The sequence below is a fragment of the Glutamicibacter sp. M10 genome, assembly GCF_025452055.1.
Lineage (GTDB): Bacteria > Actinomycetota > Actinomycetes > Actinomycetales > Micrococcaceae > Glutamicibacter.
Window position 1 is genome coordinate 2,249,761 of the sequence record NZ_CP104918.1, and the last position, 25,668, is coordinate 2,275,428.

General features: G+C 56.9%; 26 protein-coding genes and 3 pseudogenes. 21 read left to right on the forward strand and 8 right to left on the reverse strand.

Annotated elements, in window-relative coordinates; genetic code table 11:
* Window positions 1-50 precede the first annotated feature (50 nt).
* Window positions 51-1,262, forward strand: coding sequence for a CapA family protein (locus tag N6V40_RS11005; protein WP_262197654.1), 1,212 nt, complete (start codon window positions 51-53; stop codon window positions 1,260-1,262).
* Between the two features lies 1 nt (window position 1,263).
* Here N6V40_RS11005 and N6V40_RS11010 read toward each other — a convergent pair whose 3' ends face one another.
* Window positions 1,264-1,899, reverse strand: coding sequence for a DUF6226 family protein (locus N6V40_RS11010; protein WP_262197655.1), 636 nt, complete (start codon window positions 1,897-1,899; stop codon window positions 1,264-1,266).
* A gap of 248 nt (window positions 1,900-2,147) precedes the next feature.
* On the opposite strand from N6V40_RS11010, the gene pdxT reads away from it, so the two are divergent.
* The 9 genes and pseudogenes from pdxT to N6V40_RS11055 all read left to right on the forward strand — a co-directional run bounded on the left by pdxT (window position 2,148) and on the right by N6V40_RS11055 (window position 11,776).
* The gene (gene pdxT / locus N6V40_RS11015; RefSeq protein WP_131088287.1) at window positions 2,148-2,759 is read left to right on the forward strand and encodes a pyridoxal 5'-phosphate synthase glutaminase subunit PdxT; all 612 of its coding nucleotides are present in this window, start codon (window positions 2,148-2,150) and stop codon (window positions 2,757-2,759) included.
* Between the two features lie 3 nt (window positions 2,760-2,762).
* A complete protein-coding gene (locus N6V40_RS11020; RefSeq protein ID WP_131088286.1) occupies window positions 2,763-3,521 on the forward strand; it encodes a YebC/PmpR family DNA-binding transcriptional regulator in 759 nt (252 codons plus the stop codon).
* Between the two features lie 3 nt (window positions 3,522-3,524).
* Window positions 3,525-4,124, forward strand: coding sequence for a crossover junction endodeoxyribonuclease RuvC (gene ruvC, locus N6V40_RS11025; protein WP_262197656.1), 600 nt, complete (start codon window positions 3,525-3,527; stop codon window positions 4,122-4,124).
* A 92-nt stretch (window positions 4,125-4,216) separates the two neighbouring features.
* A complete protein-coding gene (gene ruvA, locus N6V40_RS11030) occupies window positions 4,217-4,834 on the forward strand; it encodes a Holliday junction branch migration protein RuvA (protein WP_262197657.1) in 618 nt (205 codons plus the stop codon).
* A 21-nt stretch (window positions 4,835-4,855) separates the two neighbouring features.
* Window positions 4,856-5,908: a Holliday junction branch migration DNA helicase RuvB gene (ruvB, locus tag N6V40_RS11035; protein WP_131088283.1), complete on the forward strand. Its 1,053-nt coding sequence runs from the start codon at window positions 4,856-4,858 to the stop codon at window positions 5,906-5,908.
* Between the two features lie 186 nt (window positions 5,909-6,094).
* Window positions 6,095-6,520: a preprotein translocase subunit YajC gene (gene yajC / locus N6V40_RS11040; RefSeq protein WP_131088282.1), complete on the forward strand. Its 426-nt coding sequence runs from the start codon at window positions 6,095-6,097 to the stop codon at window positions 6,518-6,520.
* A 59-nt stretch (window positions 6,521-6,579) separates the two neighbouring features.
* Window positions 6,580-8,312 (forward strand): annotated as a pseudogene (secD, locus tag N6V40_RS11045) (protein translocase subunit SecD).
* The gene (gene secF / locus N6V40_RS11050; RefSeq protein ID WP_131088280.1) at window positions 8,305-9,273 is read left to right on the forward strand and encodes a protein translocase subunit SecF; all 969 of its coding nucleotides are present in this window, start codon (window positions 8,305-8,307) and stop codon (window positions 9,271-9,273) included. Before secD ends, secF begins: the two are co-directional and overlap by 8 nt.
* A gap of 235 nt (window positions 9,274-9,508) precedes the next feature.
* The gene (locus tag N6V40_RS11055) at window positions 9,509-11,776 is read left to right on the forward strand and encodes a RelA/SpoT family protein (protein ID WP_131088279.1); all 2,268 of its coding nucleotides are present in this window, start codon (window positions 9,509-9,511) and stop codon (window positions 11,774-11,776) included.
* Here N6V40_RS11055 and N6V40_RS11060 read toward each other — a convergent pair.
* Together N6V40_RS11060 and N6V40_RS11065 are read right to left on the reverse strand one after the other, a co-directional pair.
* A complete protein-coding gene (locus tag N6V40_RS11060; RefSeq protein WP_262197660.1) occupies window positions 11,773-12,351 on the reverse strand; it encodes a hypothetical protein in 579 nt (192 codons plus the stop codon). The genes N6V40_RS11055 and N6V40_RS11060 overlap by 4 nt on opposite strands.
* A 105-nt stretch (window positions 12,352-12,456) precedes the next feature.
* Window positions 12,457-13,815, reverse strand: a complete 1,359-nt coding sequence (locus N6V40_RS11065) for a DUF349 domain-containing protein (RefSeq protein ID WP_262197662.1) — start codon at window positions 13,813-13,815, stop codon at window positions 12,457-12,459.
* Window positions 13,816-13,957: 142 nt separating this feature from the next.
* Here N6V40_RS11065 and hisS point away from each other — a divergent pair, with 142 nt between their 5' ends.
* The 5 genes from hisS to N6V40_RS11090 all read left to right on the forward strand — a co-directional run bounded on the left by hisS (window position 13,958) and on the right by N6V40_RS11090 (window position 18,747).
* Complete coding sequence (gene hisS, locus N6V40_RS11070; protein ID WP_131088276.1) at window positions 13,958-15,280, forward strand: histidine--tRNA ligase; 1,323 nt, start codon at window positions 13,958-13,960, stop codon at window positions 15,278-15,280.
* Between the two features lie 91 nt (window positions 15,281-15,371).
* Complete coding sequence (gene aspS, locus N6V40_RS11075; RefSeq protein WP_262197663.1) at window positions 15,372-17,159, forward strand: aspartate--tRNA ligase; 1,788 nt, start codon at window positions 15,372-15,374, stop codon at window positions 17,157-17,159.
* 148 nt (window positions 17,160-17,307) lie between these two features.
* Entirely contained in the window at window positions 17,308-18,084 is a 777-nt protein-coding gene (locus N6V40_RS11080) for a DUF1129 domain-containing protein (RefSeq protein ID WP_262197664.1), read from the forward strand.
* Complete coding sequence (locus tag N6V40_RS11085) at window positions 18,081-18,425, forward strand: hypothetical protein (RefSeq protein WP_262197665.1); 345 nt, start codon at window positions 18,081-18,083, stop codon at window positions 18,423-18,425. The genes N6V40_RS11080 and N6V40_RS11085 overlap by 4 nt, the downstream gene beginning before the upstream one ends.
* The gene (locus tag N6V40_RS11090) at window positions 18,418-18,747 is read left to right on the forward strand and encodes a PadR family transcriptional regulator (RefSeq protein ID WP_131088273.1); all 330 of its coding nucleotides are present in this window, start codon (window positions 18,418-18,420) and stop codon (window positions 18,745-18,747) included. Before N6V40_RS11085 ends, N6V40_RS11090 begins: the two co-directional genes overlap by 8 nt.
* On the opposite strand, the pseudogene dtd reads toward N6V40_RS11090, so the two are convergent.
* Window positions 18,744-19,180, reverse strand: a pseudogene (gene dtd / locus N6V40_RS11095) (D-aminoacyl-tRNA deacylase). The gene N6V40_RS11090 and the pseudogene dtd overlap by 4 nt on opposite strands.
* An 89-nt stretch (window positions 19,181-19,269) precedes the next feature.
* On the opposite strand from dtd, the pseudogene N6V40_RS11100 reads away from it, so the two are divergent.
* Window positions 19,270-20,674 (forward strand): annotated as a pseudogene (locus tag N6V40_RS11100) (replication-associated recombination protein A).
* Between the two features lie 188 nt (window positions 20,675-20,862).
* Window positions 20,863-21,486 (forward strand): 30S ribosomal protein S4, encoded by a 624-nt coding sequence (gene rpsD / locus N6V40_RS11105; RefSeq protein WP_131088271.1) that lies wholly within the window; start codon window positions 20,863-20,865, stop codon window positions 21,484-21,486.
* A 66-nt stretch (window positions 21,487-21,552) separates the two neighbouring features.
* Here rpsD and N6V40_RS11110 read toward each other — a convergent pair whose 3' ends face one another.
* From N6V40_RS11110 to N6V40_RS11125, 4 genes are read right to left on the reverse strand one after another with little or no spacing between them, the layout of a single operon-like run.
* Window positions 21,553-21,801: a tyrosine-type recombinase/integrase gene (locus N6V40_RS11110; RefSeq protein WP_262197667.1), complete on the reverse strand. Its 249-nt coding sequence runs from the start codon at window positions 21,799-21,801 to the stop codon at window positions 21,553-21,555.
* The gene (locus N6V40_RS11115; protein WP_262197668.1) at window positions 21,768-22,646 is read right to left on the reverse strand and encodes a tyrosine-type recombinase/integrase; all 879 of its coding nucleotides are present in this window, start codon (window positions 22,644-22,646) and stop codon (window positions 21,768-21,770) included. The genes N6V40_RS11110 and N6V40_RS11115 overlap by 34 nt, the downstream gene beginning before the upstream one ends.
* Window positions 22,628-23,017 (reverse strand): ImmA/IrrE family metallo-endopeptidase, encoded by a 390-nt coding sequence (locus N6V40_RS11120; RefSeq protein ID WP_262197669.1) that lies wholly within the window; start codon window positions 23,015-23,017, stop codon window positions 22,628-22,630. Before N6V40_RS11120 ends, N6V40_RS11115 begins: the two co-directional genes overlap by 19 nt.
* A gap of 53 nt (window positions 23,018-23,070) precedes the next feature.
* A complete protein-coding gene (locus N6V40_RS11125; RefSeq protein WP_262197670.1) occupies window positions 23,071-23,562 on the reverse strand; it encodes a hypothetical protein in 492 nt (163 codons plus the stop codon).
* 244 nt (window positions 23,563-23,806) lie between these two features.
* On the opposite strand from N6V40_RS11125, the gene N6V40_RS11130 reads away from it, so the two are divergent.
* The 4 genes from N6V40_RS11130 (at window position 23,807) to N6V40_RS11140 (ending at window position 25,632) form a co-directional block, all read left to right on the forward strand.
* The gene (locus N6V40_RS11130) at window positions 23,807-24,142 is read left to right on the forward strand and encodes a helix-turn-helix transcriptional regulator (RefSeq protein WP_262197671.1); all 336 of its coding nucleotides are present in this window, start codon (window positions 23,807-23,809) and stop codon (window positions 24,140-24,142) included.
* Window positions 24,143-24,165: 23 nt separating this feature from the next.
* Window positions 24,166-24,450, forward strand: coding sequence for a hypothetical protein (locus tag N6V40_RS11135; RefSeq protein ID WP_262197673.1), 285 nt, complete (start codon window positions 24,166-24,168; stop codon window positions 24,448-24,450).
* Complete coding sequence (locus tag N6V40_RS17700; RefSeq protein WP_396267744.1) at window positions 24,395-24,640, forward strand: helix-turn-helix domain-containing protein; 246 nt, start codon at window positions 24,395-24,397, stop codon at window positions 24,638-24,640. The genes N6V40_RS11135 and N6V40_RS17700 overlap by 56 nt, the downstream gene beginning before the upstream one ends.
* 146 nt (window positions 24,641-24,786) lie before the next feature.
* Window positions 24,787-25,632 carry a hypothetical protein gene (locus N6V40_RS11140; RefSeq protein ID WP_262197674.1) on the forward strand — a complete coding sequence of 282 codons (846 nt, stop codon included), beginning with the start codon at window positions 24,787-24,789 and terminating at the stop codon, window positions 25,630-25,632.
* The last annotated feature ends 36 nt before the right edge of the window (window positions 25,633-25,668 follow it).

A 25,668-nucleotide genomic window follows, 5' to 3' on the forward strand; every position in this document is an offset into this window, starting at 1 on the left:
ATTTAGCTTGCATTAACACCCCTGAGGTCATACTGGGCTAGGCTCAAAGCATGCATCAGCGTGTGGCCCTCGTTACTCGATCCCTGACTGCCGGCCTGCTTGGTATTGCTCTGCTCTCGGGCTGTTCGGCTACCGACACCCCGAACCAGAACAGTCAGTCTTCCGCGCAGCACACGCCGTCAGGCACTGCATCAAATCCGGACAGTACCGGTGCGGAGAATGCCGATGTTGATCGTGATCAACCAAAAGACTTCTCACTGATGGTCACCGGCGATGTCCTCTTGCATCCTGCGCTTTTGGACGAGGCGAAAACATCCGCCCAAGCACAATCGGGCAACGGTGAAGATTATGATTTTTCCCCGCTACTAGCCGGGCTCAAGCCATACGCTCAGGACGCGGACGCAGCCCTGTGCAATCTTGAAACACCTATAGGAAAGCCATCATATTCGGGCTACCCGCGCTTCACTGTCCCTGAACAGATTCTCGCTGATTTGAAAGACGTGGGGTACGACGGTTGCACCACGGCGACCAACCACACCGTGGATGCCGGAACCTCCGGAGTGAACCGGACGCTGGATGCGCTAGAGGAGCATGGACTTTTTGCCACTGGCTCCTACCGCACACACAAGGATTCTCAGAAGCCACCGATTATGGAAATTGATGGCGTGAAGCTCGGGGTAGTGACCAGTACCTTTTCGCTTAATGGATTAGCTGCCGATGCAAACTGGCAGGTCGATACCGGTGTTGACGCACAAAGGTTAATCAACCGGGGCAAAGCGGCGAAAAAGGCCGGGGCTCAAATTGTTGTGGCCGCGATTCACGACGGAACCGAATACACCAACCGACCCACCGCCGAGCAACAAAATCTTGGCCATGCGCTGGCTGACTCCGGGGCCTTCGACTTCATCTACATGCACCACACGCATTCGGTGCTTCCTATTGAAAAGTACGACGGCACCTGGATTGTTTACGGGCTGGGAAACTCGGTAGCCAAGCACGCGACCAAGACCATCCTGAACCGCGAAGGCATCAGCGTCAAAGCGACATTTAGCGAAGGCAAAAAGTCCGGGGACTGGGAAGTTAGCAAGCTTGAATGGGTTCCGCATCAGCTCTCTAAGTCGCCAGTGAAATGGTGCGAAGTTTTTGACGTCTCCGATTGTCTGCCTGCTGCTGATTCCAAAGCGTCTTTAGCAAGGACCAAGGCCACGATGAACGCGTACGGTGCCATTGAAGATGGGCTTCAGCCATGGCGTCTGGATTAAATTAGCGCACTGGCCAAGGAGCCCAGCGGCCATCGTGCGGAAGAATTTCACGGGCCCTGGCCAAGCGTGCGGGCGAAATATCTTCGAAGCTGCGCGATTCCTCGGCGAATCCCAGTGCCTTGACATGAAACAGATGCGTTACTAGTTGCTGCTCCCAGTTCATGATCTCGACGAAGGCCCCGGAGACTACTGCGTCGATCCATTCCTCAAGCTCGTCAAGCATCTCGGGAACTGACTCATCACAACCATCGCAACCGCAGTTAGGAGTGATTCTCCGGAATAAGGCTCCGAATTCAAGATGCACGCTAGGAAAGTTAGTGAAAACCAAAGCCATCGGTGCACACCGTGAATCCTCAGGAAAAAGTCGAACCGAAGCAATCAGATCTTGATCATTCACGCGAAGCAGCCTAGCTAGTCCGGGATCTTCGTAGCGACGCACTTTGAAACGCGCGCACATCCATTCCAGCAGCGCCTGAGCCACCTCATGCACCGGCGCAAAACGGTGCGGGTGGGCGACCTGGGTATACGCGTCCTCCGGTGGCTGGGAATCCCAGCGGTTTCCATACTCAATCGGCAGACCGCGAGCGTCAAGAAAATCCGCAATGGTGATCTGCGGTCGTTGGTATCCGTGGAGCATTGACAACACCCTTGCTTTGACGTGGTTAGTAACAGGCTATCGCCTTGACTCGCCATGCGTGGCTTCTGGCCGGTTGGCCACAACCAAAAACTGGGAGTGATGATGTCAATGGATGGCGTCGCCGTCGAATCATGGCGTAGGAAAAGGCGACACACCGTGCAACAAAATTAGCTGGTACGAGCAAGGGTACTAACGTTGTTTCGGCGCGAAGTGCGCCATGTAGCCCTCGAACTCTAAAGGTCACACCCATGCCGAAATTTGGCGTCCTCGCCCTTCAAGGGGATTTCCGTGAACACCTTGCGTCTTTGGAACGTTTGGGCCAAGCAGCACAGATAGTACGCACCCCTGAAGATCTTAAGCAGGTCGACGCGTTGGTCATCCCTGGGGGAGAGTCCTCTGTCATCGACCGGCTGTCACGTAACTATTCGCTGGCCGAACCGATCAAGGAACGCATAGCGGCAGGAATGCCGGCGTACGGCTCCTGTGCCGGAATGATCATGCTGGCTGACCGGATTGAAAACCCTGCGGTCTCCAGTGCCGGCGCAGTGCAGCAAAGCTTTGGTGGAATCGACATGACGGTGCGTCGTAATGCCTTCGGCCGACAAGTGGATTCTTTCGAATACCAGCTGGACTTCAACGGTAAAAATCTCGAAGCGGTCTTTATCCGTGCACCCGAAGCGGTGCAAGTAGGACCCGAGGTGCAGGTGATCAGCATGGTTCCGGCTGAGGATGAGCGCGAACAGGGTAGAATTGTTGCAGTACGTCAGGGAAATTTGTTGGCAACCAGCTTTCACCCGGAAGTCACCGGCAGCACGGCGATCCACGAATTTTTCATCCAACTCACGCGAGGAGACGCTTAAAGCATGTCAGGCCACTCCAAATGGGCAACCACCAAGCATAAGAAGGCTGCAATTGACGCCAAGCGCGCCAAGGCCTTTGCAAAATTCATTAAGGGTATCGAAGTTGCAGCCCGTGCCGGCGGCGCCGACATGTCCGGCAACCCGGCACTGGAACTTGCTGTTAGCAAGGCCAAGAAAAACTCCGTGCCAATCAATAACATCGACCGCGCAGTCAAGCGTGGTGCTGGCCTGACCGGCGAAGTTATTGACTACACCGAGATCATTTACGAAGCACGTGGCCCACAGGGCTCGGCTTTGCTGATCGAGTGCCTTACCGATAACAAGAACCGCGCAGCTTCTGAGGTTCGTGTTGGCATCACCCGCAATGGTGGAACCATTGCAGACCCAGGTTCGGTTTCGTACCTGTTTAACCGTCAGGGTGTAGTCCGCCTGCCAAAGGGCGAGCTGAGCGAAGACGACCTGTTGATGATCGTTCTCGACGCCGGTGCGGACGAGATTCTGGACGAGGACGACAGCTTCGCTATTGTCTGCGATCCATCGGATCTGCGTGCTGTTGCCGCTGCGCTGGACGAGGCAGAAATTGCCTACGAGTCCGACGAAATGGAATTCATCCCTTCGATGAAGGTTGATCTGGACGTTGAGGGTGCTCGCAAGTTCCTTCACCTCTTCGACGCTCTCGAAGAACTTGACGATGTGCAGAACGTTTACACCAACGCTGATCTATCCGACGAGGTTCGCGCCGCGCTGGACGAAGAGCAGTAGGACTTGTCCCTTCGCGTTGTCGGCGTCGACCCCGGACTGACCCGTTGTGGTCTGGCCGTGGTCGACGTCGCCGCAAACAGACAAGTTTCGCTGGTTGATGTCACCGTCGCCGGCACCCCACCAGGAACTCCACTGGACGCCCGACTGCTAAAGATCGCCAACGCCATTGATGAATGGCTTGATCTTCACAAGCCGGACGTATTGGCCATCGAACGCGTTTTTGCTTCGGCAAACGTGTCCACAGTCATCGGTACCGCCCAGGTTACCGGGGTAGTGATCACTGCTGCGGCTCGTCGCGGAATCCCCGTTGCTCTGCATACTCCCACCGAGGTCAAGGCAGCGGTCACCGGTTCTGGACAAGCAAGCAAGACAGCCATTGGCAAAATGGTTGCGAAGATTTGTCGCCTGGAGGAAGCTCCAAAACCTGCTGATGCCGCCGATGCGGTGGCCTTGGCTATCGCCCACGGATGGCGTGGTGCAGCTTCTGGATCCAATGCTTCAGCCTCTGCAGCTGGTGCGACCGGCTCATCGCAACTCACCGGTGCGCAGCAAGCCTGGATCGCCGCTGAGGCATCGGCCAAGCGACGAGCGGTCCGACGGTAGTAGCTGCGACCCACCGGCGCATTGCGCACGTCGCTATTCGTAAGTATCTTCGATAAGCTAGGTTCGATCGAACATATATCCCAAGGAGTGGCATGATCAGCTCATTGACCGGCACCGTTCAACTGGTGTCCCTGAATACCGCGGTAATTGATGTCAAGGGCTTCGGCATGCTGATCAACGCCACCCCCGGAACGCTGGCAACTTTGCACGTTGGACGTGAAGCTACCGTCTTCACCTCCATGGTGGTCCGCGAAGATTCAATGACACTCTTTGGCTTTGCCGGCGCCGATGAACGCGACGTGTTCGAAGTTCTCATTTCGGTCTCCGGTATTGGTCCTCGCACCGGTTTGGCCATCCTTGCCGTGCATAGTGCCGAAGAAGTGCGCATTGCTGCAAACACCAAAGACACCGCCGCTTTCACCAAGGTCTCCGGCATTGGTCCCAAGGGTGCCAGCCGAATTGTGCTGGAACTGAACGGCAAGCTGGTGCCAACCGGTGCTCCCGTGTCATCAACGACCACCATTGGTAACGCCAGTGTTTGGGAGCCTCAGGTCATTGCAGCGTTGACCGGTCTGGGTTGGAGCGAGAAGGATGCCACCAGCACGCTTAATTCGCTCACCAAGGCTGAACCTGAAATTGTTTCGGGCGGAAATGTCGCCGAAATCCTCCGCGCTGCTCTGCGCAGCATGTCTAGCGGGACCCGGGCCTAACCGGCGGTCGAGAGGACCATCATGAAGAATGACTCCACTGGGCTCACCAATGCGGGCAGCGAGCCTGAGGAACGCGTCCTAGAAGCGGCCCTTCGCCCACGAAATCTCGACGATTTTGTTGGCCAGTCGCGGGTTCGCCAGCAGCTTTCGCTGGTTCTTGAGGCTGCAAAAATTCGCGAACGAACTGCAGACCACGTTCTACTTTCTGGTCCTCCAGGGTTGGGAAAAACCACCCTGTCCATGATTATTGCCGCCGAGATGAACGCACCTCTACGCATCTCATCGGGACCAGCTATTCAACACGCAGGTGACCTCGCAGCAATTCTTTCCTCGCTGACCGAAGGTGAAGTGCTCTTCCTGGACGAAATCCACCGCATGTCGCGTCCCGCCGAGGAGATGCTCTACATGGCGATGGAGGATTTCCGCGTAGATATCATCGTTGGTAAGGGCGCCGGAGCAACGGCCATTCCACTGGAACTGCCACCCTTCACGCTCGTTGGCGCAACCACGCGTGCCGGTCTGCTGCCTGGTCCTTTGCGTGACCGTTTTGGATTCACCGGCCACCTAGAATTTTATGCAGCAAAAGAGCTCGAGTTGGTGTTGCGCCGTTCGGCGATGATGCTCGACTTGAGCGTGACGTCGTTAGCGTTCACCGAGATTGCCGGTCGATCGCGTGGAACACCGCGTATCGCCAACCGCCTGCTGCGCCGAGTCCGCGACTGGGCCTTGGTGCACAAACTCGAAGAGATCGATCACAAGGCTGCGGCCGCTGCCCTTGATATGTACGAAGTTGATGCCCGCGGCCTGGACCGTCTGGACCGCGGCGTATTGGAAGCGTTGTGCACAAAGTTTGGCGGGGGACCGGTAGGACTATCGACCCTAGCTATTGCCGTGGGTGAAGAGACTGAAACCGTCGAGACCGTTGCCGAACCGTATCTAGTGCGCGAAGGGCTGATGGGCCGTACGCCTCGTGGACGTATTGCAATGCCGGGAGCATGGGAGCATCTGGGCCTAAAAATGCCCAAGGATGCAATCTTCGCCAACGCACAAAGCTATGAAAACGATGAGGATTAGGCAAGCAAAGCTTCACTGCTCGCGTAAATGGTCTGCCGGTAGACAGTAACCGATTAGACTGAAGACGCCCGACCTATGCCCGTATACGGGTCAGGTGGGCGTCTTTGTCGTTAACGTCCGCAGTAGGGCGTTTCGGCATCCCAGAACTTTTGATTAAAACGCATCGAATCGTTAGCAGGTAAATACGTGAATTCCCTCGTAATCGCTCAGGCCGCCGGTGGCGGCTTCAACCCATCGCTGATCCTGATGGTGGCGCTGTTCGCAGTGCTGATCTTCATGATGTTCCGCGGACGTAAAAAGCAGGCAGCTCAGCAGGAAAAGCTGAAGACCAACACCGTGCCAGGTGCCAAGGTCATGACCAACTCGGGTATCTTCGGTACCATCGTGGGCGTTGACGCAGAAGATCACGTACAGGTTGAGGTTGCTAACGGCGTTGTGCTGACCTTGCACCGCCAGGCCATCTCCACTTTCTTGGACAACGAGCCAGCTGCAACCGCAACTGATGCCGCTCCTGCCGTAGAAAATGCTGATGCAACCAGCGATGTCGCTGAAACCCCTGAAGAGTCCCTGCGTCGTCTTAACGACCAGGGTAAGGACGAACGCAACTCCTAAGTCCGGGGTTGGCAGCGGTGGCCCGAATGTTCAGCCACCAAAACGAGAAAGCACAATAGATGTCATCAATCAGACCAGTAAAGCAGGCGCGCAAGGCGTTGCTGTGGTTACTGATCGTCTTCATCATCGCAACCGGCGTGCTGGTGGCTGGTGCAGCGACAGGTAAAACCGCGTGGGGGCCCAAGCTGGCCCTCGACCTTGAAGGCGGCACCGAGATGATCTTGGCCCCCGGGTTCAAGGTAATCAAACGATTAATCAGGAACAGCTGGACCAAGCGGTAGAAATTATCCGCCAACGTGTGGATGGATCTGGTGTTTCAGAATCTGAAATCACCACCCAGTCCGGTCGTAACGTTGTAGTCTCCATGCCTGGTACTCCTGATCAGGCCACGCGTGACCTGATCCAAGCATCTGCCGCAATGGAGTTCCGCCCAGTTTTGGTTTCGGGCGCTTACGAGGCGACCCCTAAGGACAAGCGGACTGCTAAGGCGGAGCTGCCAAACCCGAAGGATGAGCCGAAGAATGCTTCGGATACCAGCTGGGTCACCGCGGATCTGTACAAGCAGTTTGAAGCCTACGATTGCAAGACCGAGCTGGCCAAGGGTAGCGGCGAAGACGCTGATCCTAAAAAGCCAATGATTTCTTGCGATACCGGCACGCAGGCGAAGTACATTCTTGGCCCTCAGGAAATCCCTGGCGACCAGATCTCTGACGCTTACGCTCAGTTGGCACGTGGATCCAATGGATCGGTGACTGGTGAATGGGTTGTTGTTATTGAATTCAACCAGCAGGGCACCAAGACCTTCGCAGATACCACTCAGCGACTGGTGGCACTTCAGGGTGCACAGAACCAGTTTGCGATTGTGCTTGATGGCGAAACCATTTCGGCTCCAACCACCAACGCCGTAATTTCCGATGGTCGCCCCCAGATCTCTGGCGGCTTTACGCAGGAGACTTCCCAGGCGCTGGCCGAGCAGCTCAAATACGGTGCGCTTCCGATCAGCTTTGATATCCAGTCCGAGCGTCAGGTCTCCGCTACTCTCGGTGCTGACCAGCTGAAGGCTGGCCTCATTGCCGGCGTCATCGGTCTAGTTCTGGTCTTCATCTACTCGCTGTTCCAGTACCGCGCACTGGGCCTTGTCACCATTGCGTCTCTGTTGGTTTCAGGCATCCTGACTTACTTGGCCCTGGTCCTGCTCGGTTGGGGAATGAACTACCGGCTTTCGCTGGCTGGTGTTGCAGGTTTGATTGTTGCCATTGGTTTGATCGCTGACTCGTTCATCGTTTACTTCGAACGTGTCCGAGATGAATTGCGCGACGGCCGTCCGTTGGCAAGCGCCGTGGATATTGGTTGGGGACGTGCCAAACGCACCATCCTTGCTTCCAAGGCAGTGAACCTGTTGGCCGCCGTGGTGCTTTACATTGTGGCTGTTGGTAACGTGCGAGGCTTCGCCTTCACCTTGGGTCTAACCGCACTCATCGACCTCGTCGTTGTTTACGGACTAACGCACCCGACCTTGGTATTGCTGGCCCGCACCCGATTCTTCGCTGACGGACACCGACTATCCGGTCTGGACCCTTCGTTGTTGGGCGTTGAGCCACTGTACAAGGGCGCCGGGCAGATCCGTCGATTCGGCGAAAATGCTGAGGCTAACCGTGGCAAGAAGAACGCGAAGGCCTCAGGCGAAGCAGCAAAGCGCATGACCATTGCCGAGCGTCGTCGCGCCGAGGCGCTACAGTCTTCACAGCCGGGCAAGCAGGAGTCCAAGGCGCAGGAGGAGAACAATGAATAAGCTAGTGACGTGGGGCAACGAGCTCTACACCGGCAAGCGTTCCTACCCGTTCACCTCCAAGCATCGCCTCTGGTTCGCCATTGCTGGCGCGTTGGTGATCCTTTCCATTCTGATTCCAGTGGTTAAGGGCGGCTTCAACCTCGGTATCGATTTCCGTGGCGGTTCAGAATTTACCGTTTCGGGCGTGCAGAACACTGACATCAAAATCGGTGAAGAAGCTGTTACCTCTGTGGCTTCGGGTTCTGAAGCGACAGTTACTAACATTGCGCAGAACACTATGCGTGTTCAGACCGAACGCCTAAGCGATGACGAGACCTTGGAAATTGCACGGGCCTTGGCTGACGGATACCAAGTCCAAGCTAAGGAAGTAACCAGTAACTTCATCGGTCCAACCTGGGGCCAAGACGTATCGCGTCAAGCCTTGGTAGGACTAGTTGCCTTCGTGGTGCTTGTCGGGTTGCTCATGGCTGTCTACTTCCGCACCTGGAAGATGTCGTTGGCTGCAATCGTTGGTTTGTTCGTTGTCATCATCGTGACCGCCGGAATCTACTCGATTTCCGGTTTTGAGATTACTCCAAGCGCGATCATCGGTTTCCTAACGATTCTGAGCTATTCACTGTATGACACGGTGGTGGTGTTCGATAAGGTTCGAGAGAACACCAAGGACTTCACCAAACAGTCACGCAGAAGCTTTGAACAGTTGGTGAACCTCGCGGTAAACCAGACGCTGGTTCGTTCCATCAACACCTCGGTTGTTGCTGTTCTTCCAGTTGCGTCGATTCTGTTCATCGGTTCCTACATGCTTGGTGCAGGTACGCTCAAGGATCTTTCGTTGGCCTTGTTCGTCGGCATTATCATTTCGGCACTGTCCACTCTGTTCGTTCAAGCGCCGTTGTACCAATGGCTGCGACGCAATGATGCAGATGTTGCTGAACATACAAAGTCGATCGCTCAGGCATAGTCCGCAGTAGCTTAAAAGAGGCACTTCCAGCACTCGCTGGAGGTGCCTCTTTGCAACTGCGTGAAGCGGTGTAATTAGTTGTCACCGGCCGAACGTGCTATAACAAATGAACCAAACAAGGTGTTTTTAAGTGCAAGGTCGTAGAGGTGTCTACGACCGAAAACTACCAGCACGCGACGCGCGGCAAGATCACAGCTGCCAGCGAAGTGTGGTGGCAATGGGGAAGGAGCGGGGCATGGCTAATACGCCTAACCTGAACAATTCGAAACGACGCTCAATCTCCCGTTTAGTGCGCTTTGCTGGACGCGGTAGCACTCCGGGCACCTCGCCGACGCTTGAGCCGTTGCTTCGCACCGTCAAATCTAAGCATCCGCGGGCAGATCTGGACCTACTGGTCCATGCTTACGAGGTAGCCGAGAAATACCACGAGGGGCAAAAGCGTAAGAGTGGCGATCCCTACATCACCCATCCGGTAGCCGTAGCAACAATCCTTGCTGAGATGGGTATGACCGGAGCGATTCTCGCCGCCGCCCTATTGCACGACACCGTTGAAGATACCGAGTACTCACTCGAATCGGTCAAAAAAGAATTCTCTGAAGAGATCGCCATGCTTGTTGATGGCGTGACCAAGCTGGACAAGGTCACTTACGGTGAAGCTGCTCCAGCCGAAACCGTTCGCAAGATGGTTGTTGCCATGTCGCGCGACATCCGAGTATTGCTCATCAAATTGGCGGACCGCCTGCACAACGCCCGCACTTGGCGTTACGTTTCAGCAGAGTCTTCCTCACGTAAAGCCAAAGAAACTTTGGAGATCTTCGCTCCACTGGCTCACCGCCTAGGCATGAATACCGTGAAGTGGGAGTTGGAAGATCTTTCCTTCGCCGCTCTGCATCCTAAGGTGTATCAAGAAATCGTGCGCATGGTGGGGGACCGAACACCAGAACGCGAAAAGTATCTGACCGCTATCCGACAGACCTTGAACGGCGACTTGGGCAATGTAGAAATTCATGCCTCAGTTTCGGGCCGTCCGAAGCATTACTACTCGATCTATCAGAAGATGATTGTTCGAGGAAAAGACTTTGACGACATCCATGACTTGATGGGCGTTCGTATTCTGGTCGATACGGTCAAAGATTGTTATGGCGCACTCGGCGTGGTCCACTCTGAGTGGAACCCCCTGCCAAACCGCTTCAAAGACTACATCGCTATCCCTAAGCTGAACCTTTACCAGTCATTACACACCACGGTCATGGGTCCAGAAGGCAAGCCGGTTGAAATCCAGATCCGCACACACGACATGCATGTGCGTGCCGAATACGGTGTTGCCGCGCACTTCCAGTACAAGCACGGACAATCCGCTAACTCCATGCTCTCGCCTGAGCAGAACATGGACTGGCTGCGTTCCCTGATGGAGTGGCAGGCCGACACCACTGATTCAGAAGAGTTCCTTGACGGACTGCGCTACACCATCAGTTCGGCCGAGGTTTACGTTTATACGCCCAAGGGCGACATCATGTCTCTGCCTGTGGGTGCGACTCCCGTGGACTTTGCATACTCCATTCACACTGATGTTGGTCACCGCACGATTGGTAGCCGAGTCAACGGCAAGCTTGTACCGCTGCACACTGAACTTAAACAGGGCGATGTTGTTGAGGTCTTCACCTCGAAGGCTGAAAGCGCTGGCCCATCCCAGGACTGGCAAAACTTCGTTAAGTCGCCACGAGCCAAGGCTAAGATCCGTGGCTACTTCTCCAAGGAACGTCGAGAAGAAGCGATTGAAAAGGGCAAGGAGCTTCTGACCAAGGAGCTTCGTCGCAACCATCTGCCACTGCAGAAGTTGATGACCCATGACTTGCTCACCACCGTTGCCAACGAACTTCACCACACCGACATTTCTGCCCTGTACCAGTCGGTAGGCGACGGTCATACGAGTGCACAGAACGTTATTGAGCACCTGACGGCCCTCATTGGCCCTCCAGAGGCCGAACAGGTTGATGAGGAAGTCGTAGTTCGCCCGAACGCTCCAAGCGCGACTACGGGCAACGACGCAGGTGTGATTGTTGAAGGTGTCGGAGATGTGCTGGTTAAACTGGCACGTTGCTGCACGCCTGTGCCACCGGATGAGATCCAAGGCTTCGTAACTCGCGGGGCAGGTGTCTCGGTGCACCGCACAGACTGCCTGAACCTGGTACAGCTTTCGACCCAGCCTGACCGTCTGGTCAATGTCACGTGGGCCGCCAAGCACCACGGCGTGTTCCTCGTCGAGATTCAGGTTGAGGCGCTGGATAGAAAATCGTTGCTTTCTGATGTCACTCGAATCCTGTCCGAGAGCCATCTGAACATTTTGTCCGCCTCAGTGCAGACCAGCAAGGACCGTGTGGCACTGTCCCGCTTCTCCTTTGAAATGGGCGACCCTAAGTTCTTGAGCCACGTACTGAATCAGGTGCGTCGCATCGACGGTGTCTACGACGTGTACCGCACGACCGCAGGTTCACGACGTTAGGCCGCTTGCGCGACGTCATCGAAGGAATCAACCAGACGCAGGGCGCGTGAGCGTTCTGGGGATGGTTCGTAGCGTTGTAATGAATCCCTGATCGTTTCTAAGTTCAGGTACGGGTCGTGCAAGCTTATCGCGTTGCTCAGTACCCGACTTGCCACGGGTAGTGGGTCAAACTGTGCGCAGTCACAAACGCTTCTGAGCGCCGATGTCACTTTGACTCGACTGCGAAAAACCATCTGAGTATCGGGCACCCTGGTTTGCATAAATTGAACGTTGAGCCCGAAGCCCGGTTGAAACGGGCGATGATAACTGCGTGTATAGATACACAGCGTATAAACCTCGGGCAGTAAGCCGTGGATCCACGCGGCCGTTTGTCTGGCCAGCACAGTGCTGGAATTCAACTCTCGTCCGCAGACAAACGCGGCGATACGTGCTCTGAGTGAAGCCGTGATCCGAATATTGCTGGGCAGGAAGCAATCGCCCAATACTTCACGTAGTAGCCCATTAGAGGCCATAGCTTGTAGTTCATTGCGACTAAACATTTGGCCGGCGATCCAAAGATCCTCCGGAATGCGCAACGCGACGGCGCCTGATTCGGTAGCCTGGCAATTTCTAGATTCCATGTAGCTACTGAACCAGTAAGCGCCGTCGCGTTGACGGTGTACTGACGATCTGTGGATTACTTACTCAAAGTCGGCTGCCGACTTCTCCAAAGTGTTCAGCCACATACGACGAGCATCAAGAGCTTCTTGAGCCTTTTCGATCTGCTTTGCGTTGCCCTTAGCCTGAGCTGCAGCCAAGTCATCTTCCAATGCAGAGATGGTGTCCTGGAGCTGGGAAAGCATCGAGTTTGAACGAGCCTTGGTCTCTGGGTTGGACCGACGCCACTGCTCATCTTCGGCACCCTTGACGGCATCTTCAACCTGACGCAGAGCTGATTCAACGCGCTGTAGGTCGTTGCGTGGAACCTTGCCAGCAGCTTCCCAACGATCGCGAATCTTCTCAAGCTTGGTCTTGGTGGTAGCCAAATCCTTAATTGGCAAAAGCGCACGCGCTTCTTCCAACAGGGCTTCCTTCACTACCAGATTCTCTGAGTACTCAGCATCAATCTTGGCATTGGCCTCGGTACGAGCCTGGAAGAAAACATCCTGAGCGGCACGGAAGCGTCCCCAGAGCTGATCGTCGTCCTTGCGCGAAGCACGGCGCGACTTCTTCCACTCATCCATGAGCTTGCGGTACTCAGCTGCCGTAGCAGCCCAGTCCGTTGAGGTCTGCAAAGCTTCGGCGCGAGCAATTAACTCTTCCTTAACAGCCTTCGCAGAGGCGTTAGTGGAATCAAGCTGCGAGAAGTAGGCGCGGCGGTGACGATCAAATATCGTGCGAGCAGCGCGGAACCGCTTCCACAAAGCATCTTCGGTAGCCCGAGGCAAACGAACGGAAGAACGCTGGGAGGCTTTCCACGCTTCGAACAATTCGTTCATGGACGCCGAAGCGGTCTTCCACTGAATCTGCTCTGGACGCTTTTCAGCCATCGCTTCAGCCTGCTCAACAATGGCTTCACGAGCAGCCTGCTGTTCAGCACGAGCCTCATCGTGAGCCTTGCGCTGTTCGCCATTAAGACCCTCGACTGCAACACGAACGTTTTCAAGACGCGTTTCCAGCGCTGGGATATCGCCAACCATGTGGCGCTCAGCGACGGTGGCCGAGAGGGTGGAGACAGCCTTGCTCAGCTCACCGGCCGGAGCCTTAGCTACAACACGCTGCTCTAGGAGCACGAGCTGGGAAATCGCGTCGTCATATTTGCGCACGAAGTAGCTCAAAGCTTCCTCCTGCGTGGCGTCGGGATACTGACCCACTGGGAACTCGGCACCATCGATGATCACGAAGACGTGTCCATCTTCGGTAACGCGGGCAAACTTAGCCGCTTCGTCGAGGGGAGTGGTATGTGCGACGCTAGGCGCTACGACCGGCTTTGCTACAGGCTTCTGCGCCTGCGGCAATGGGGTCTTCTGGCTGTCGTCGGATTGCTGACTGGTGGTCACCGCTGAAACTCTTTCACTGTACGAGCACTTGCTGTAGCCAACTCTACCTGTGACCTCCGTTTCTTAGTAAGCCGACGTGCACAGGTTTCTTGCAAATCAGGCTTAAGATGTATTGGTAGCCCAATTTGCACTAAGGAGTTTCATGGCACGCAAGGCCTCACTATCAGGTTTCCCAGAATGGCTTCCAGCTGAACGGGCTGTTGAACAGCACGTGCTGGACACCTTGCGTCATGTTTTTGAACTGCATGGTTTCGCAAATATTGAAACCCGCGCCGTGGAAACCCGTGCGCAGCTGCTTCGCAAGGGCGAAATCGACAAGGAAGTTTACGGGCTGTCCCGTTTGGCTGCCGAAGACGATAAAAACGATCCCAACGCTTTGGCCCTGCACTTTGACCTCACCGTGCCTTTTGCACGCTATGTCGTGGAGAACGCCGGATACTTGGCTTTCCCATTCCGTCGTTACCAAATGCAGAAGGTCTGGCGTGGCGAGCGTCCACAGGACGGTCGCTTCCGCGAGTTCACCCAGGCTGATATCGACGTGGTTGGCGATGGCACCTTGCCATTTAGCTACGACGTGGAGCTCGCGCTGACCATCGCCGATGCGCTTTCTGCCCTGCCTATTGGCGACTTCCGCCTGCGAGTGAATAACCGCAAGCTAGCTGAAGGCTTCTACCGTGGACTGGGTCTTCAAGATCCGGATGCGGTATTGCGCGCCATCGACAAGCTGGAAAAGATCGGCGATGAAGCTGTCGCCAAGATTCTGGTTGAAGAAGTCGGCGCAACACGCGAGCAGGCTGATGCGGCACTGGCACTGGCAAAAATTCGCACCCTTGACACCTCATTCGTGGAACAAGTCCGAGCACTCGGGGTAAGCCACGAGTTGCTGGACACCGGTCTTGATGAGCTCTCCCAGGTGATCGATGCTGCTTCAAAGCGTGCGCCAGGCAAGGTGATGGCTGACCTTTCCATCGCCCGCGGCCTGGACTACTACACCGGCACCGTCTACGAAACCGTGTTGGTAGGCCACGAATCCTTGGGTTCGATCTGCTCCGGCGGACGCTACGAATCGCTGGCGTCCAAGGGCAAAAAGAACTACCCAGGTGTGGGCCTGTCCATCGGCGTCACCCGGCTGATTTCACGCATCTTGGCCGAAGAAGTGGTCACCGCCAGCCGCAGCGTTCCATCAGTGGTATATGTCACCTTGGCCAACGATGACACCTGGCACGAAGCTCAGGATGTGGCCTCGAAGCTGCGTTCACGCGGAATCGCCTGCGAGGTAGCAGCCAGTGCCGAGAAATTTGGCAAGCAGATCAAATTTGCTGATCGACGCGGGATTCCGTTTGTCTGGTTCACCCAGAATGACGGCACCCACGAGGTTAAGGACATTCGCTCCGGTGAGCAGGTAACTGCCGATCCGCTCACCTGGATGCCGGCCGAGTCTGACCTAAAGATCGCCATCAGCTAATACTTGCGGCCAACTGGCCCGCACACGCACCTTGGCAAGGTGCACTAAACTTCATGGGGAGAAACTTTCCCAACCGACCGAAAGGATCGTAGTGCTACGCACTCATCAGCTGGGCGTCTTGAACGCTGAGCACATTGGACAGCAGGTTACCCTCACCGGTTGGGTCGCGCGTCGCCGTGACCACGGTGGTGTTGCCTTCTTGGATTTGCGTGATGCTTCGGGCGTAGCCCAGGTTGTTGTACGCGACGAAGAGGACTTCCACCCGCTGCGCAATGAGTTCGTGCTGCAGATCGTCGGCAACGTCGAGCGCCGCCCGGAGGGCAACGAAAACCCGAACCTGCCAACCGGCCAGATCGAGGTTATCGCTGATACCGTCACCGTGCTGAACACCGCAGCACCCCTGCCTTTCCAGGTTGACGAGCACGTTGAGGTTGGCGAAGAGGCGCGTCTGCGTCACCGCTACCTTGACCTGCGCCGCCCAACCCCGGCACGCAACATCCGTTTGCGCTCCGAGGCTAACCGTGTAGCACGTAACCTGTTGCACGATCAGGGCTACATCGAAATCGAAACCCCAACGCTGACCCGTTCCACCCCGGAAGGCGCTCGCGACTTTGTTGTTCCTGCACGCCTGACCCCGGGTGCCTGGTACGCGCTGCCTCAGTCCCCACAGCTGTTCAAGCAGTTGCTGCAGGTTGGTGGCTTTGAAAAGTACTACCAGATCGCTCGCTGCTACCGCGATGAGGACTTCCGTGCGGACCGTCAGCCAGAGTTCACCCAGCTGGATATCGAGGCTTCGTTCGTCGAAGAAGATGACATCATCGAGCTGGGCGAAAAGCTGGTTACCGAACTGTGGAACCTGATCGACGTTCAGGTGCCGACCCCGATCCGCCGCATGGCGTACTCGGAGGCCATGGCCAAGTACGGTTCGGACAAGCCGGATCTGCGCTTCGGCCTGGAACTGACCGAAATGACCGAGTACTTCGCGAACACCTCCTTCAAGGTCTTCCAGTCCGAGTACGTCGGCGCCGTAGTCATGCCTGGCGGCGCTTCGCAGCCTCGCCGCACCCTGGATGCCTGGCAGGAATTCGCCAAGCAGCGCGGTGCCAAGGGCCTTGCCTACGTATTGATCAAGGAAGATGGCGAGCTTGCTGGCCCAGTAGCCAAGAACCTGTCCGATGAAGAGAAGGCCGGCCTGGCCGCAGCTACCGGCGCAAGCGCTGGCGACTGCATCTTCTTCTCCGCTGGCAAGAAGAACGAAGCGCGCGCACTGCTCGGTTCGGTCCGTGTTGAAATCGGTCACCGCACCGGTTTGATCAAGGAAGGCGACTGGGCGTTTGTCTGGATCGTCGACGCACCAATGTTTGAAGCTGCCTCCGACGCTGTTGCCTCGGGCGACGTGGCTGTGGGCGCTGGCGCTTGGACCGCTGTGCACCACGCATTCACCAGCCCTAAGCCAGAGTTCATGGACACCTTCGACGCCGATCCTGCCTCGGCACTGTCCTACGCTTACGACATCGTCTGCAACGGCAACGAAATTGGTGGCGGTTCGATCCGTATCCACCAGCGTGACGTTCAGGAACGTGTCTTTAAGCTCATGGGCGTGACCCAAGAGCAGGCCGACACCCAGTTCGGCTTCCTGCTTGAAGGCTTCAAGTACGGCGCCCCACCACATGGCGGCATCGCACTGGGTTGGGACCGCGTATTGCAGTTGCTGACCCACTCGGAGTCCATCCGCGACGTCATCGCCTTCCCGAAGACCGGTGGCGGATTCGATCCACTGACCCAGGCACCTGCGCCAATTACCCCGCAGCAGCGCAAGGAAGCTGGCATCGACTTCAAGCCTGAGAAGAAGAAGGCCGAAGAGGCCGAAGCCAAGTAGGCTTTCGCAGCTTCAAGTAGCCGAATTGAACGTATTCATGCGTTCGATCCGGCTACTTTTTTGCATGAAATAGGCTAAAAAGTAGATTAAAGCTGGTTTTAATACTAGGTTGGTTTTCAACCTAGACTTTTAGATCCCAGGAGAGCACTTGGCCTCGGCAGAACCCAATGACATCATCGAGCTCTACCCTGAAAGCGACCGACAATGGGCGCAGGACTTCAACATCGCGATGTGGTGGAAGGAGCTGAACGATTCCCAGTGCGCAGCGGAACTGGGCAAAGTGCTGGATGCGCTCCGCGACAGCGGTCAAAGCGCAGAAGAACTCTTTGGTGATCCCGCTGAATTCGGCGAAGCCCGGGCTTTCGCGCGCCTGAATCCGCAGCAGCTTGCGGATTCGGAGATGCCGATCAACAGCAGTTTGCTGCTCCTGGCTGGCATCGGGCTCGTTGTTGGCCTGCTGTGCACCGGTTTTGGCACGTGGGTCGGATTCCGCGACGGATGGACGTCGAACTCGTGGCACTTCTGGCAACTGGCGGCGCTGACTGCAGGCACGGGAATCGCCTTATCCGGGCACCTGTGGTGGTTCTACCGTTTGAAAGGCAAATTCGCGCGATCATGGGTGCTGGGGTTGTCCGGAATTGCGGTTTCCATCGCAGCAGCCGTACTGATCGCGGTATTCGGCGGTGGAGAGGTCATGCCGCTGCCCAATTGGCTGGCGCCGATTCTCGGCATCGCCCTGGCTGTCGGTGTGTTCTGGCTGCCATGGAATGATGAGTCTGAACCAGTACGCGGTGGCGCCTGCGCTTTCACGGATCCAGAAGCGTGGTTTGCCGAAACCACTCGTTTGCTGCGCGGGCGCTACGGAATGCGAAGCAGGAAGCGGCGTCCGCTCTGGAACCTGCCCGCGAGCACTGGTCGAATATGAGCATGGAGGGCGGCGGGGCCAGCATTGCGCAAGAGTTCGGCACGCCGGGCGAATTCGCTATCGGCCTGTCAGTGAACACCGGCACAGCGCTGAAGCGACGCTGGTTACTACGCCGCCTGCTACCGCTAGCCGTAGTGGGCCTCTACAGCTTCAGCCTCGTGCCGGAGGCGATCGCCCCAGACCGCAGCGGATGGGATATCTTCTTCGCGGCGTGCCTTCTGATTTTTGTTGCGGTGACCCTCTACGAGTTGCGCCCGGCGAATCGCGCAGAATACGTAGAATCCAAGCTTGCTGAAAGGCGCGCCCAAGTCCGCGGTATGGAAGAAGGCCGCGATGAGTAAGGACTCGCCATTTCCTGGCAGCTGGCAACGCGCCATGCTCCCGATGCTCCTGCTGGCTGAGCTCTCCAACGGCCACGCTCACGGCTATGCCCTGTCCAAGTCCCTGCAAGAACGCGGTTTCGGCCCGCTCAAAGGCGCAACGCTGTACCCCGCATTGGCGAAGCTGGAAGCCGCGGGTCTCGTGGAAACCCGGTGGCAAGAAGGCCAAGGCGGGCCGGGGCGCAAGGTCTACGAACTAGCCGCCGCCGGTCGGGTAGAACTAGCCGAGCAACGAGCCAGCTTCGAGCAACTGACCAAACTGGTACAGAGCACCAGCCGCTAGGGGAGGTCTGCCGAGTCGACGATCATCGTGAACGGACCGGTATTGGTCAGCGAGACATTCATCATCGCGCCAAATGCGCCGGTCTGAACGCTCGCGCCCAGTTCCCGCAAGTAAGCCACGAAGTATTCGTACAACGGCTCGCTCACCGGCCCTGGTGCCGCATTGGACCACGAAGGCCGGCGCCCCTTGCGCACCGAGCCGTAGAGGGTGAACTGGCTGATCACCAAGAGCGGGGCATTTTTGCTGGCAGCGGAGGTTTCATCCTCCAAAATGCGCAGCTGCCAGATCTTCTGGGCGACCTTGCGCGCGGTGGCCTGATCGTCATCGTGAGTCACGCCCAGCAGGATCACCAGCCCGGGGAGTCCAACCGGCCTGTGATCTCCCCTTCAACTTCGACGTGGGCGGTGCTGGCGACCTGGACGACGGCGCGCATGGAGCAAGTCCTTTCAAGAGGCAATAGGTGTCGGCGGTGGCGTGTTGGCATGCACCGCGCGACTCCCAGAATATCGGTAGGCTTAGCAGGTGAGCGATTTGTTCGATTCCCTGTCCGATGATCCGCGCGAAGCACGCGAGCCCCAAGTCAACCGGCCGCGTCCGCCTCTTGCGGTGCGCATGCGCCCCAAGTCGCTGGATGAACTGGTAGGCCAGCAGCACCTGCTCGGTCCCGGCTCGCCTTTGCGCCAGCTTGCCGAAAACCCGGAGACCGGCTTGGCCGGTCCGGCCAGCGTGATCCTCTACGGGCCTCCGGGCATCGGCAAAACGACCATCGCCCATGTGATCGCCCGCGCTACCGACCGCAAATTCGTCGAACTCTCGGCGATCACCGCCGGGGTGAAGGACGTACGCCGGGTCATCGAGCAGGCCAAGGACGACCGCGACCTGCGCGGGGTCACCACCGTTTTGTTCCTCGATGAGATCCACCGCTTCAACAAGGCCCAGCAAGATGCCTTGCTGCCCGGGGTGGAAAACCGCGTGGTGGTGCTGGTGGCTGCGACAACGGAAAATCCGTCCTTCTCGGTGATCTCCCCGCTGCTCTCGCGTTCGCTGCTACTGACCTTGCGTCCGCTGACCGACGGTGACCTGTCGACCCTGCTTGAACGCGCCGTATCTGACGAACGCGGCTTCAACGACCAGGTGATCCTCGAAGAGGAGCAGCGCGATGCCATCGTCCGGCTGGCCCAGGGCGATGCCCGCCGCTCGCTGACCGTGCTGGAAGCTGCCGGGGCAGTGGCCTGGAACGCCGCCGGAGCTGGCGTGGCCCCGCCGGTGCAGATCACCGCGGATCACGTCCAGCTGGCCATGGACCAAGCGGTCCAGCGCTACGACAGGGACGGCGACCAGCACTACGACATCATTTCCGCATTCATCAAGTCCATCCGCGGCTCCGACGTGGATGCCGCCCTGCACTATCTTGCACGTATGCTCTCCGCGGGGAGGACCCCGCTTCATTGCCCGGCGACTGATGATTTCAGCCAGTGAAGATATTGGCATGGCCGATCCCACCGCCCTTCCCCTGGCCGTCGCCGCGGCCCAATCGGTGCAACTGACCGGCATGCCCGAAGCGCGGATCATGCTGGGCCAAGCGACCGTGCATTTGGCGACCGCACCAAAATCCAATGCCTCCTACAACGCCACCAACGCCGCCTTAGCGGATGTAGCCGAAGGCAAGGGATCCTTGGTTCCAGATCATTTGCGCGACGCACACTATCCCGGTGCCAAACAACTGGGCCACGGCGTGGGCTACATCTACGCCCATGACGCGCCACATTCCATCGCCACCCAGCAGTATTTGCCCGATGATCTAGTCGGCACCAACTACTACACGCCGACAGTTAATGGGGCCGAAAAAACCATTGGCGCCAGGCTCACCCGGCTGCGTGAAATCATTCGCGGCAAGGACCCGGTACGAGGTAAAAAGCAGCGTTAATTGTGCGCTAGAACTCAGCGCCAGGCGTACTGGTTTCGTGTAGACTTGATCTTTGGCTGGCAAGCCATGCCCAGAATGCGAGCGATCGCGTACTGGAGCAGGGTTGCAGTGTAGCAGGGACGCGACGCCCACACACTCTCCATCCTGGAGGCCAGTAGATACCGTCGCTGATCGAAAGGGACACATTAATGGCTAACGCCCGTGCCCGCCGCACCGTACGCCTTTCGCGTGCGCTCGGCCTTGCATTGACCCCTAAAGCTGAAAAGTACATGGAGCGCCGTCCATACGGTCCAGGCCAGCATGGCCGCGCCCGTAAGAAGCAGGACAGCGACTACGCAGTACGTCTGCGCGAAAAGCAGCGTTTGCGTGCCCAGTACGGCATCCGCGAAGTTCAGATGCTGAACGCATTCAAGGAAGCTAAGCGCCTCGGCGGCCAGACCGGTGACAACCTGTTGGCACTGCTCGAGTCCCGCTTGGATGCTTTGGTTCTGCGTGCAGGCTTCGCTCGCACCATCCAGCAGGCTCGCCAGCTGGTTGTGCACCGTCACATCCTGGTCAACGGCCAGCGTGTTGACCGTCCGTCCTTCAAGGTACAGCCGGGTCAGCTGATCCACGTACACGAGAAGAGCGAGAAGATGGTTCCTTTCCAGATGGCTGCAGCAGGTGAGCACGCAAAGGTGCTTCCAGCTGTTCCTAGCTACCTGGACGTAAAGCTGGAAGCCCTTCAGGCTACCTACCTGCGCGCTCCTGAGCGTGCAGAGATCCCAGTGACCTGCGAAGAGAACCTCGTGGTCGAGTACTACGCACGCTAATACCTGATCCCTTATAAACAAAGGGATCCAGCTTAGCTGTGGCGGTTTCGTGGCGGTCTAACCTAGTTAGGCCGCCACAACTGTATCTGAAACAGCAGCCATTGCCGACCCGTCACTGTCCCACATATGCGCGTAAGTCCGCAAAGTTTCGTTAGCATCCTTATGCCCCAGACGCGCTGCCACAGCCACAGGCGAGAAGCCATGGGAGATCAGTACGCTCGCATGGTAGTGGCGTAGCTGATGCCAGCCTGGCCCGATCTCCGGTAGCGACTTGCGCGCCTTCACCCACACGGCCTCGTACTTCCAAATCTGCACGACCCCTCGGCGTGAAACAGTCGCCCCTCCGGCCCGGAAGCATTGCAGAGCTCCAAAAGAATATTCCGCATCACCGGTCCGAAACTCACGCTCCGTCGCGAAGACTTGGTCTTTAGTGGCCCACGGACGAGTTCTCCGGTTCGACGGCTTGCGTCTTGCAGTGTCAAACGAATGACACTATTCGGAAAATCAATGTCCTGCTTGGACAAGCCAAACAACTCGCTCGGTCGCAACCCCGTCGCCGCTCCGACGCGCATGGCCGTGGCGTACGGCTCCGGAACCAGTTTGATCAACTGATCTAGAGTCTCCTTGCTGAACTGAAAATTCTTACTCTCCACCTGCGGCAAGCTAATCTTCACGCACGGGGACTCGCGGATGATCTTCTCGAATACGGCTTCTTTGAATGCCTGGCGCATATACGTGTAGTAGAGCCGTGCGGTTGACGGAGCCATCCCGTCTGCAATCCATGAGTTGATGGTGGCTTGAATGTCCTCTCGTTTGATCTCCGTAAGGTAGCGGTCAACGAAGGCGGGGAGAATCCTTTTGCGGCCGGCAGAGTCGATCATGCGAAGTGAGCTGGCCCGCTGGTGTGTTTGTTGTTGACGCCACTTATCCCAGAAGTCTTTGAACAGCATGTCGGCTTTGAGCCCGTGTGGGTTCAGGGTGTAGTCGGTGGTTTTGCTGTCGAGCCATGCTTGGGCTGCGTCTTTGTAGTCGAAGGATCGCTTTGTCACGTTGTCGGTGCCGTCGGTCCATATGGCTTGCCAGCGCTTTCCGGATCCATACCTCGTGGTTCGGCTTCGGTCTTTTCGGTGCCAGAGGTCGTTTATCCTTCCGGTTGCCATGGTGTCTCCTGTTTTTGGGTGCGCTTTAGTAGGCGCATGTATGCGTGGATGTCTCGGGGGAGCACGTCGAGTTCGTTGGCTAGGGCGGTTGCTGTGCCGTAGATCAGTGATGCTTGGGTGAACTGGTCGTGTTGTATTAGCCAGGACGCTGAGAGTTCCTCTGCAGCGCGTTCTTGGCGAGGCGAGTAACCTGCGTGTCCAAGTACTGCGTGCGCGGTCTCGTGAGAGAGCGTGGAGCGTCGTTGAATTGGTGCGAGGCGCGGTCGGAGTGCGATGGTGTGCGTAACTAGGTCGTAGGCTCCCCAGAGGTTATTGGGGAGGTTCGCCTCTATGACTCGTGGGCGTATCCGCGAAAGAATTTCTTCGAACATGTGTTCGAATATAGTTGAGTCCTACGACACTTTAGGATTCAAGTAAGCGGATGTTACGACTCTGGCAACTGTTCCGGATCGATGCCCTGGTCACCCTTATCAGCTGCGGCGCGATGAACCGGGAAAAGCTCATGGACATCTGCTGTCGCACCCTGTTTCGAGTCATCTGTGGCTACTGTGTGCTGCTGGTCGCGTTCTAACCATCGTTGCAACTCACGGGAGGTTGATCTTAGGAGCTCTTGTGATTCGTAGGGGAGACGACCGGCGCCGACCAGGGTAAGGTCTGCCGGGTTTTCGGCCTCGATGTAGATTCCAAGCGTTCTAGCTGCAGCAAGCACTAGATCCCTTTGAGGGACATTTAGTGCGCGAGACAGTCCTTGGAATGTTTCGGGGTCAGGCATCCGGGTAAACCCTTTAGTCAAGAGCTTCTGAAGTGACCTACCAGTGGGTGCTCCGCCAGATAATTTCTCGATGGCGTCGTAGCTCTTGTCCGCCTTCAGTCGGAGGACTAGTTGTTGGAAGTTTTCGGCTTGGTTGTGATCCATGGCTTCAAGTTTTCCTTTGGTTCCTAGCGACTTCAAACGTATCGGAGGGCAATGCGCCTACCGGTAGGCGGTACTCAAAATTCTAGTTTGCGCCTACCAAATAATCGTCAGTTTCCGACTCTAGGTTGAGGGCATAAGCAAATAAACGCCTATTGGTTGTTGACACACCGCCTACCGGTAGGCAATACTGTTTTTGCAGCAGAAACCAAAACGATGCCTACCGGCTCATACGAAAGGATCCCAGATGTCCCCCTGGAAGCAACGCAAACGATATGCGAAAGGAAGCTATATGCGACTCAAATCAGTCGACCTACTGCGAGCGTTCGTTGTCACAAAAGAAGACATCGAGGCATACAAGGCAGGCAAGCCAATTGAGCAGAAAATCTCACAACGCCACCTGGCAGAGAAGGTCAATGTTCACCCCAGTTTCATCAATCACCTAACCTCGGGCCGCAAGAAATCTTGCGAACCACACACTGCCGAAAGCATTGCTGAAGCACTTGGTGTGCCAGTGAATGTAATTTTTTACCCGAAGAACCAACTGTCAGGCGGCAAAGTAACCAACGTCAGCAGACGGTAGCCGCATAGAGAAAGGACACGCCGGTGACTGCACAACCAATGGCACTCGAAGACACCACATGGCGCGAAGACGCACTGGACATCGTTGAACGCTGGGCCACGCAAGGCCGGCGGTTCACAGCAGACGACCTCCGCGAGGAAATGCGGCGTCCAGCACCGCACAAGAACATGGTCGGCTCAATCTTCACCACGGCTCAGCGACGCGGATGGATCGCAAAACACGCTAACGCCACAAGCCGAGTCAAATCCCGCAATGGCGGACACCAATACGAATGGATCGGAAAGACCTGGAGGGATCACCTTGGCTAACAGAGACGACCTACTCACGGTTCCGGAGGCAGCAGACCGGTTGCGGTCTCACCCGGAAACGGTGCGGAAGATGCTACGTCGTGGCGACCTGGTCGGAATCAAGTTTTCATCGGCTAATCGTGGCGGTACGTGGAAGATCCGCGAATCAAGTATTGAACGGTTCCTTCGCCGGCATGAGCACGCAGCATGAGCCGGTGGATGGAACGCAAAGGGTTGAAGCTCACCAGTCTGGGGGAGCGGGTGCTGGTCTCAATGATCGGACTAGGAATCATCGCGATGTGCGGTACGGCATTCCTTATCGAATCAGTCATCAACTTTCAGATAGGTGCATAGGTCATGAGCCTGACATTTAACGAAGCATCACACCGCTACAAGCTCGACAGCAAACCGGTCACCGGTGTCACGACCATCCTCGGTGGAGGCATTCCGAAACCAGCACTGGTCTGGTGGGCGCCAGGCGTAGTTGCCAAATGGGTTACTGACCCTGCCAACGCTGACAAGCTCACCGAGCTACTCGCCGGCGATACTGATCAGTCGGTCAAGTTTATGCAGGCGCTCCCTAATAAGGAACGTGACATCGCTGCCGAGCGTGGCACTGAAGTGCACGACCTCGCTGAGAAGCTCGCCACCACAGGCGAAGTCGAAGCACCCGAGGACCTCGTGGGGTTCGTCGAGGGATACATGGACTTCTTGGACGAATGGCAGATCACGCCAGTGCTTGTCGAAGTTGTGTTGGCAAGTCGTGAGCACTGGTTCTCCGGCAAGGTCGACCTCCTGGCTACGTCGCCACTGCTCATGTCCCAACCGGATATTGATGCGGGCAAGTTGATCCAGATTGACCTGAAAACATCCAAGGGCGTGTATTTCGAGACCGCGTTGCAGACCGCAGCGTACTCCCGTGCCGAGTTCTACATGGACGGCGACAAGGAAGTCCCCATGCCTGAGGTTGTGAAGACGTTCGTCGCTCACGTAACACCGATGGACCGGGAAGGCATCAACGCCCGGTACGAAGGTAGCCCACTAGGTACGAGCCTTTACCCGCTGGCAACGTCTCCCGCCGAGATTGACGAACACTTCCAACAGTTCCTCCACGCCAAAGCAGTCCACGAGGACGCGAAAGCGCGAGGCAAGAAGAAGCTCGAACCGATCAACCGCCCAACCGAAATGAAGGTCGCAGCATGAGTGCCTACAAGTTCAAGTGCGAAGTTCAAGACCAAC

Excerpts from the sequence above, each read along its gene's own strand:
- N6V40_RS11005 (WP_262197654.1), top strand. The coding sequence starts at position 51 with ATGCATCAGCGTGTGGCCCTCGTTACTCGATCCCTGACTGCCGGCCTG.
- N6V40_RS11010 (WP_262197655.1), bottom strand. The coding sequence starts at position 1,899 with ATGCTCCACGGATACCAACGACCGCAGATCACCATTGCGGATTTTCTT.
- pdxT (WP_131088287.1), top strand. The coding sequence starts at position 2,148 with ATGCCGAAATTTGGCGTCCTCGCCCTTCAAGGGGATTTCCGTGAACAC.
- N6V40_RS11020 (WP_131088286.1), top strand. The coding sequence starts at position 2,763 with ATGTCAGGCCACTCCAAATGGGCAACCACCAAGCATAAGAAGGCTGCA.
- ruvA (WP_262197657.1), top strand. The coding sequence starts at position 4,217 with ATGATCAGCTCATTGACCGGCACCGTTCAACTGGTGTCCCTGAATACC.
- ruvB (WP_131088283.1), top strand. The coding sequence starts at position 4,856 with ATGAAGAATGACTCCACTGGGCTCACCAATGCGGGCAGCGAGCCTGAG.
- secF (WP_131088280.1), top strand. The coding sequence starts at position 8,305 with ATGAATAAGCTAGTGACGTGGGGCAACGAGCTCTACACCGGCAAGCGT.
- N6V40_RS11055 (WP_131088279.1), top strand. The coding sequence starts at position 9,509 with ATGGCTAATACGCCTAACCTGAACAATTCGAAACGACGCTCAATCTCC.
- hisS (WP_131088276.1), top strand. The coding sequence starts at position 13,958 with ATGGCACGCAAGGCCTCACTATCAGGTTTCCCAGAATGGCTTCCAGCT.
- N6V40_RS11085 (WP_262197665.1), top strand. The coding sequence starts at position 18,081 with ATGAGCATGGAGGGCGGCGGGGCCAGCATTGCGCAAGAGTTCGGCACG.
- N6V40_RS11090 (WP_131088273.1), top strand. The coding sequence starts at position 18,418 with ATGAGTAAGGACTCGCCATTTCCTGGCAGCTGGCAACGCGCCATGCTC.
- rpsD (WP_131088271.1), top strand. The coding sequence starts at position 20,863 with ATGGCTAACGCCCGTGCCCGCCGCACCGTACGCCTTTCGCGTGCGCTC.
- N6V40_RS11115 (WP_262197668.1), bottom strand. The coding sequence starts at position 22,646 with ATGGCAACCGGAAGGATAAACGACCTCTGGCACCGAAAAGACCGAAGC.
- N6V40_RS11120 (WP_262197669.1), bottom strand. The coding sequence starts at position 23,017 with ATGTTCGAAGAAATTCTTTCGCGGATACGCCCACGAGTCATAGAGGCG.
- N6V40_RS11125 (WP_262197670.1), bottom strand. The coding sequence starts at position 23,562 with ATGGATCACAACCAAGCCGAAAACTTCCAACAACTAGTCCTCCGACTG.
- N6V40_RS11130 (WP_262197671.1), top strand. The coding sequence starts at position 23,807 with ATGTCCCCCTGGAAGCAACGCAAACGATATGCGAAAGGAAGCTATATG.
- N6V40_RS17700 (WP_396267744.1), top strand. The coding sequence starts at position 24,395 with ATGGCGGACACCAATACGAATGGATCGGAAAGACCTGGAGGGATCACC.
- N6V40_RS11140 (WP_262197674.1), top strand. The coding sequence starts at position 24,787 with ATGAGCCTGACATTTAACGAAGCATCACACCGCTACAAGCTCGACAGC.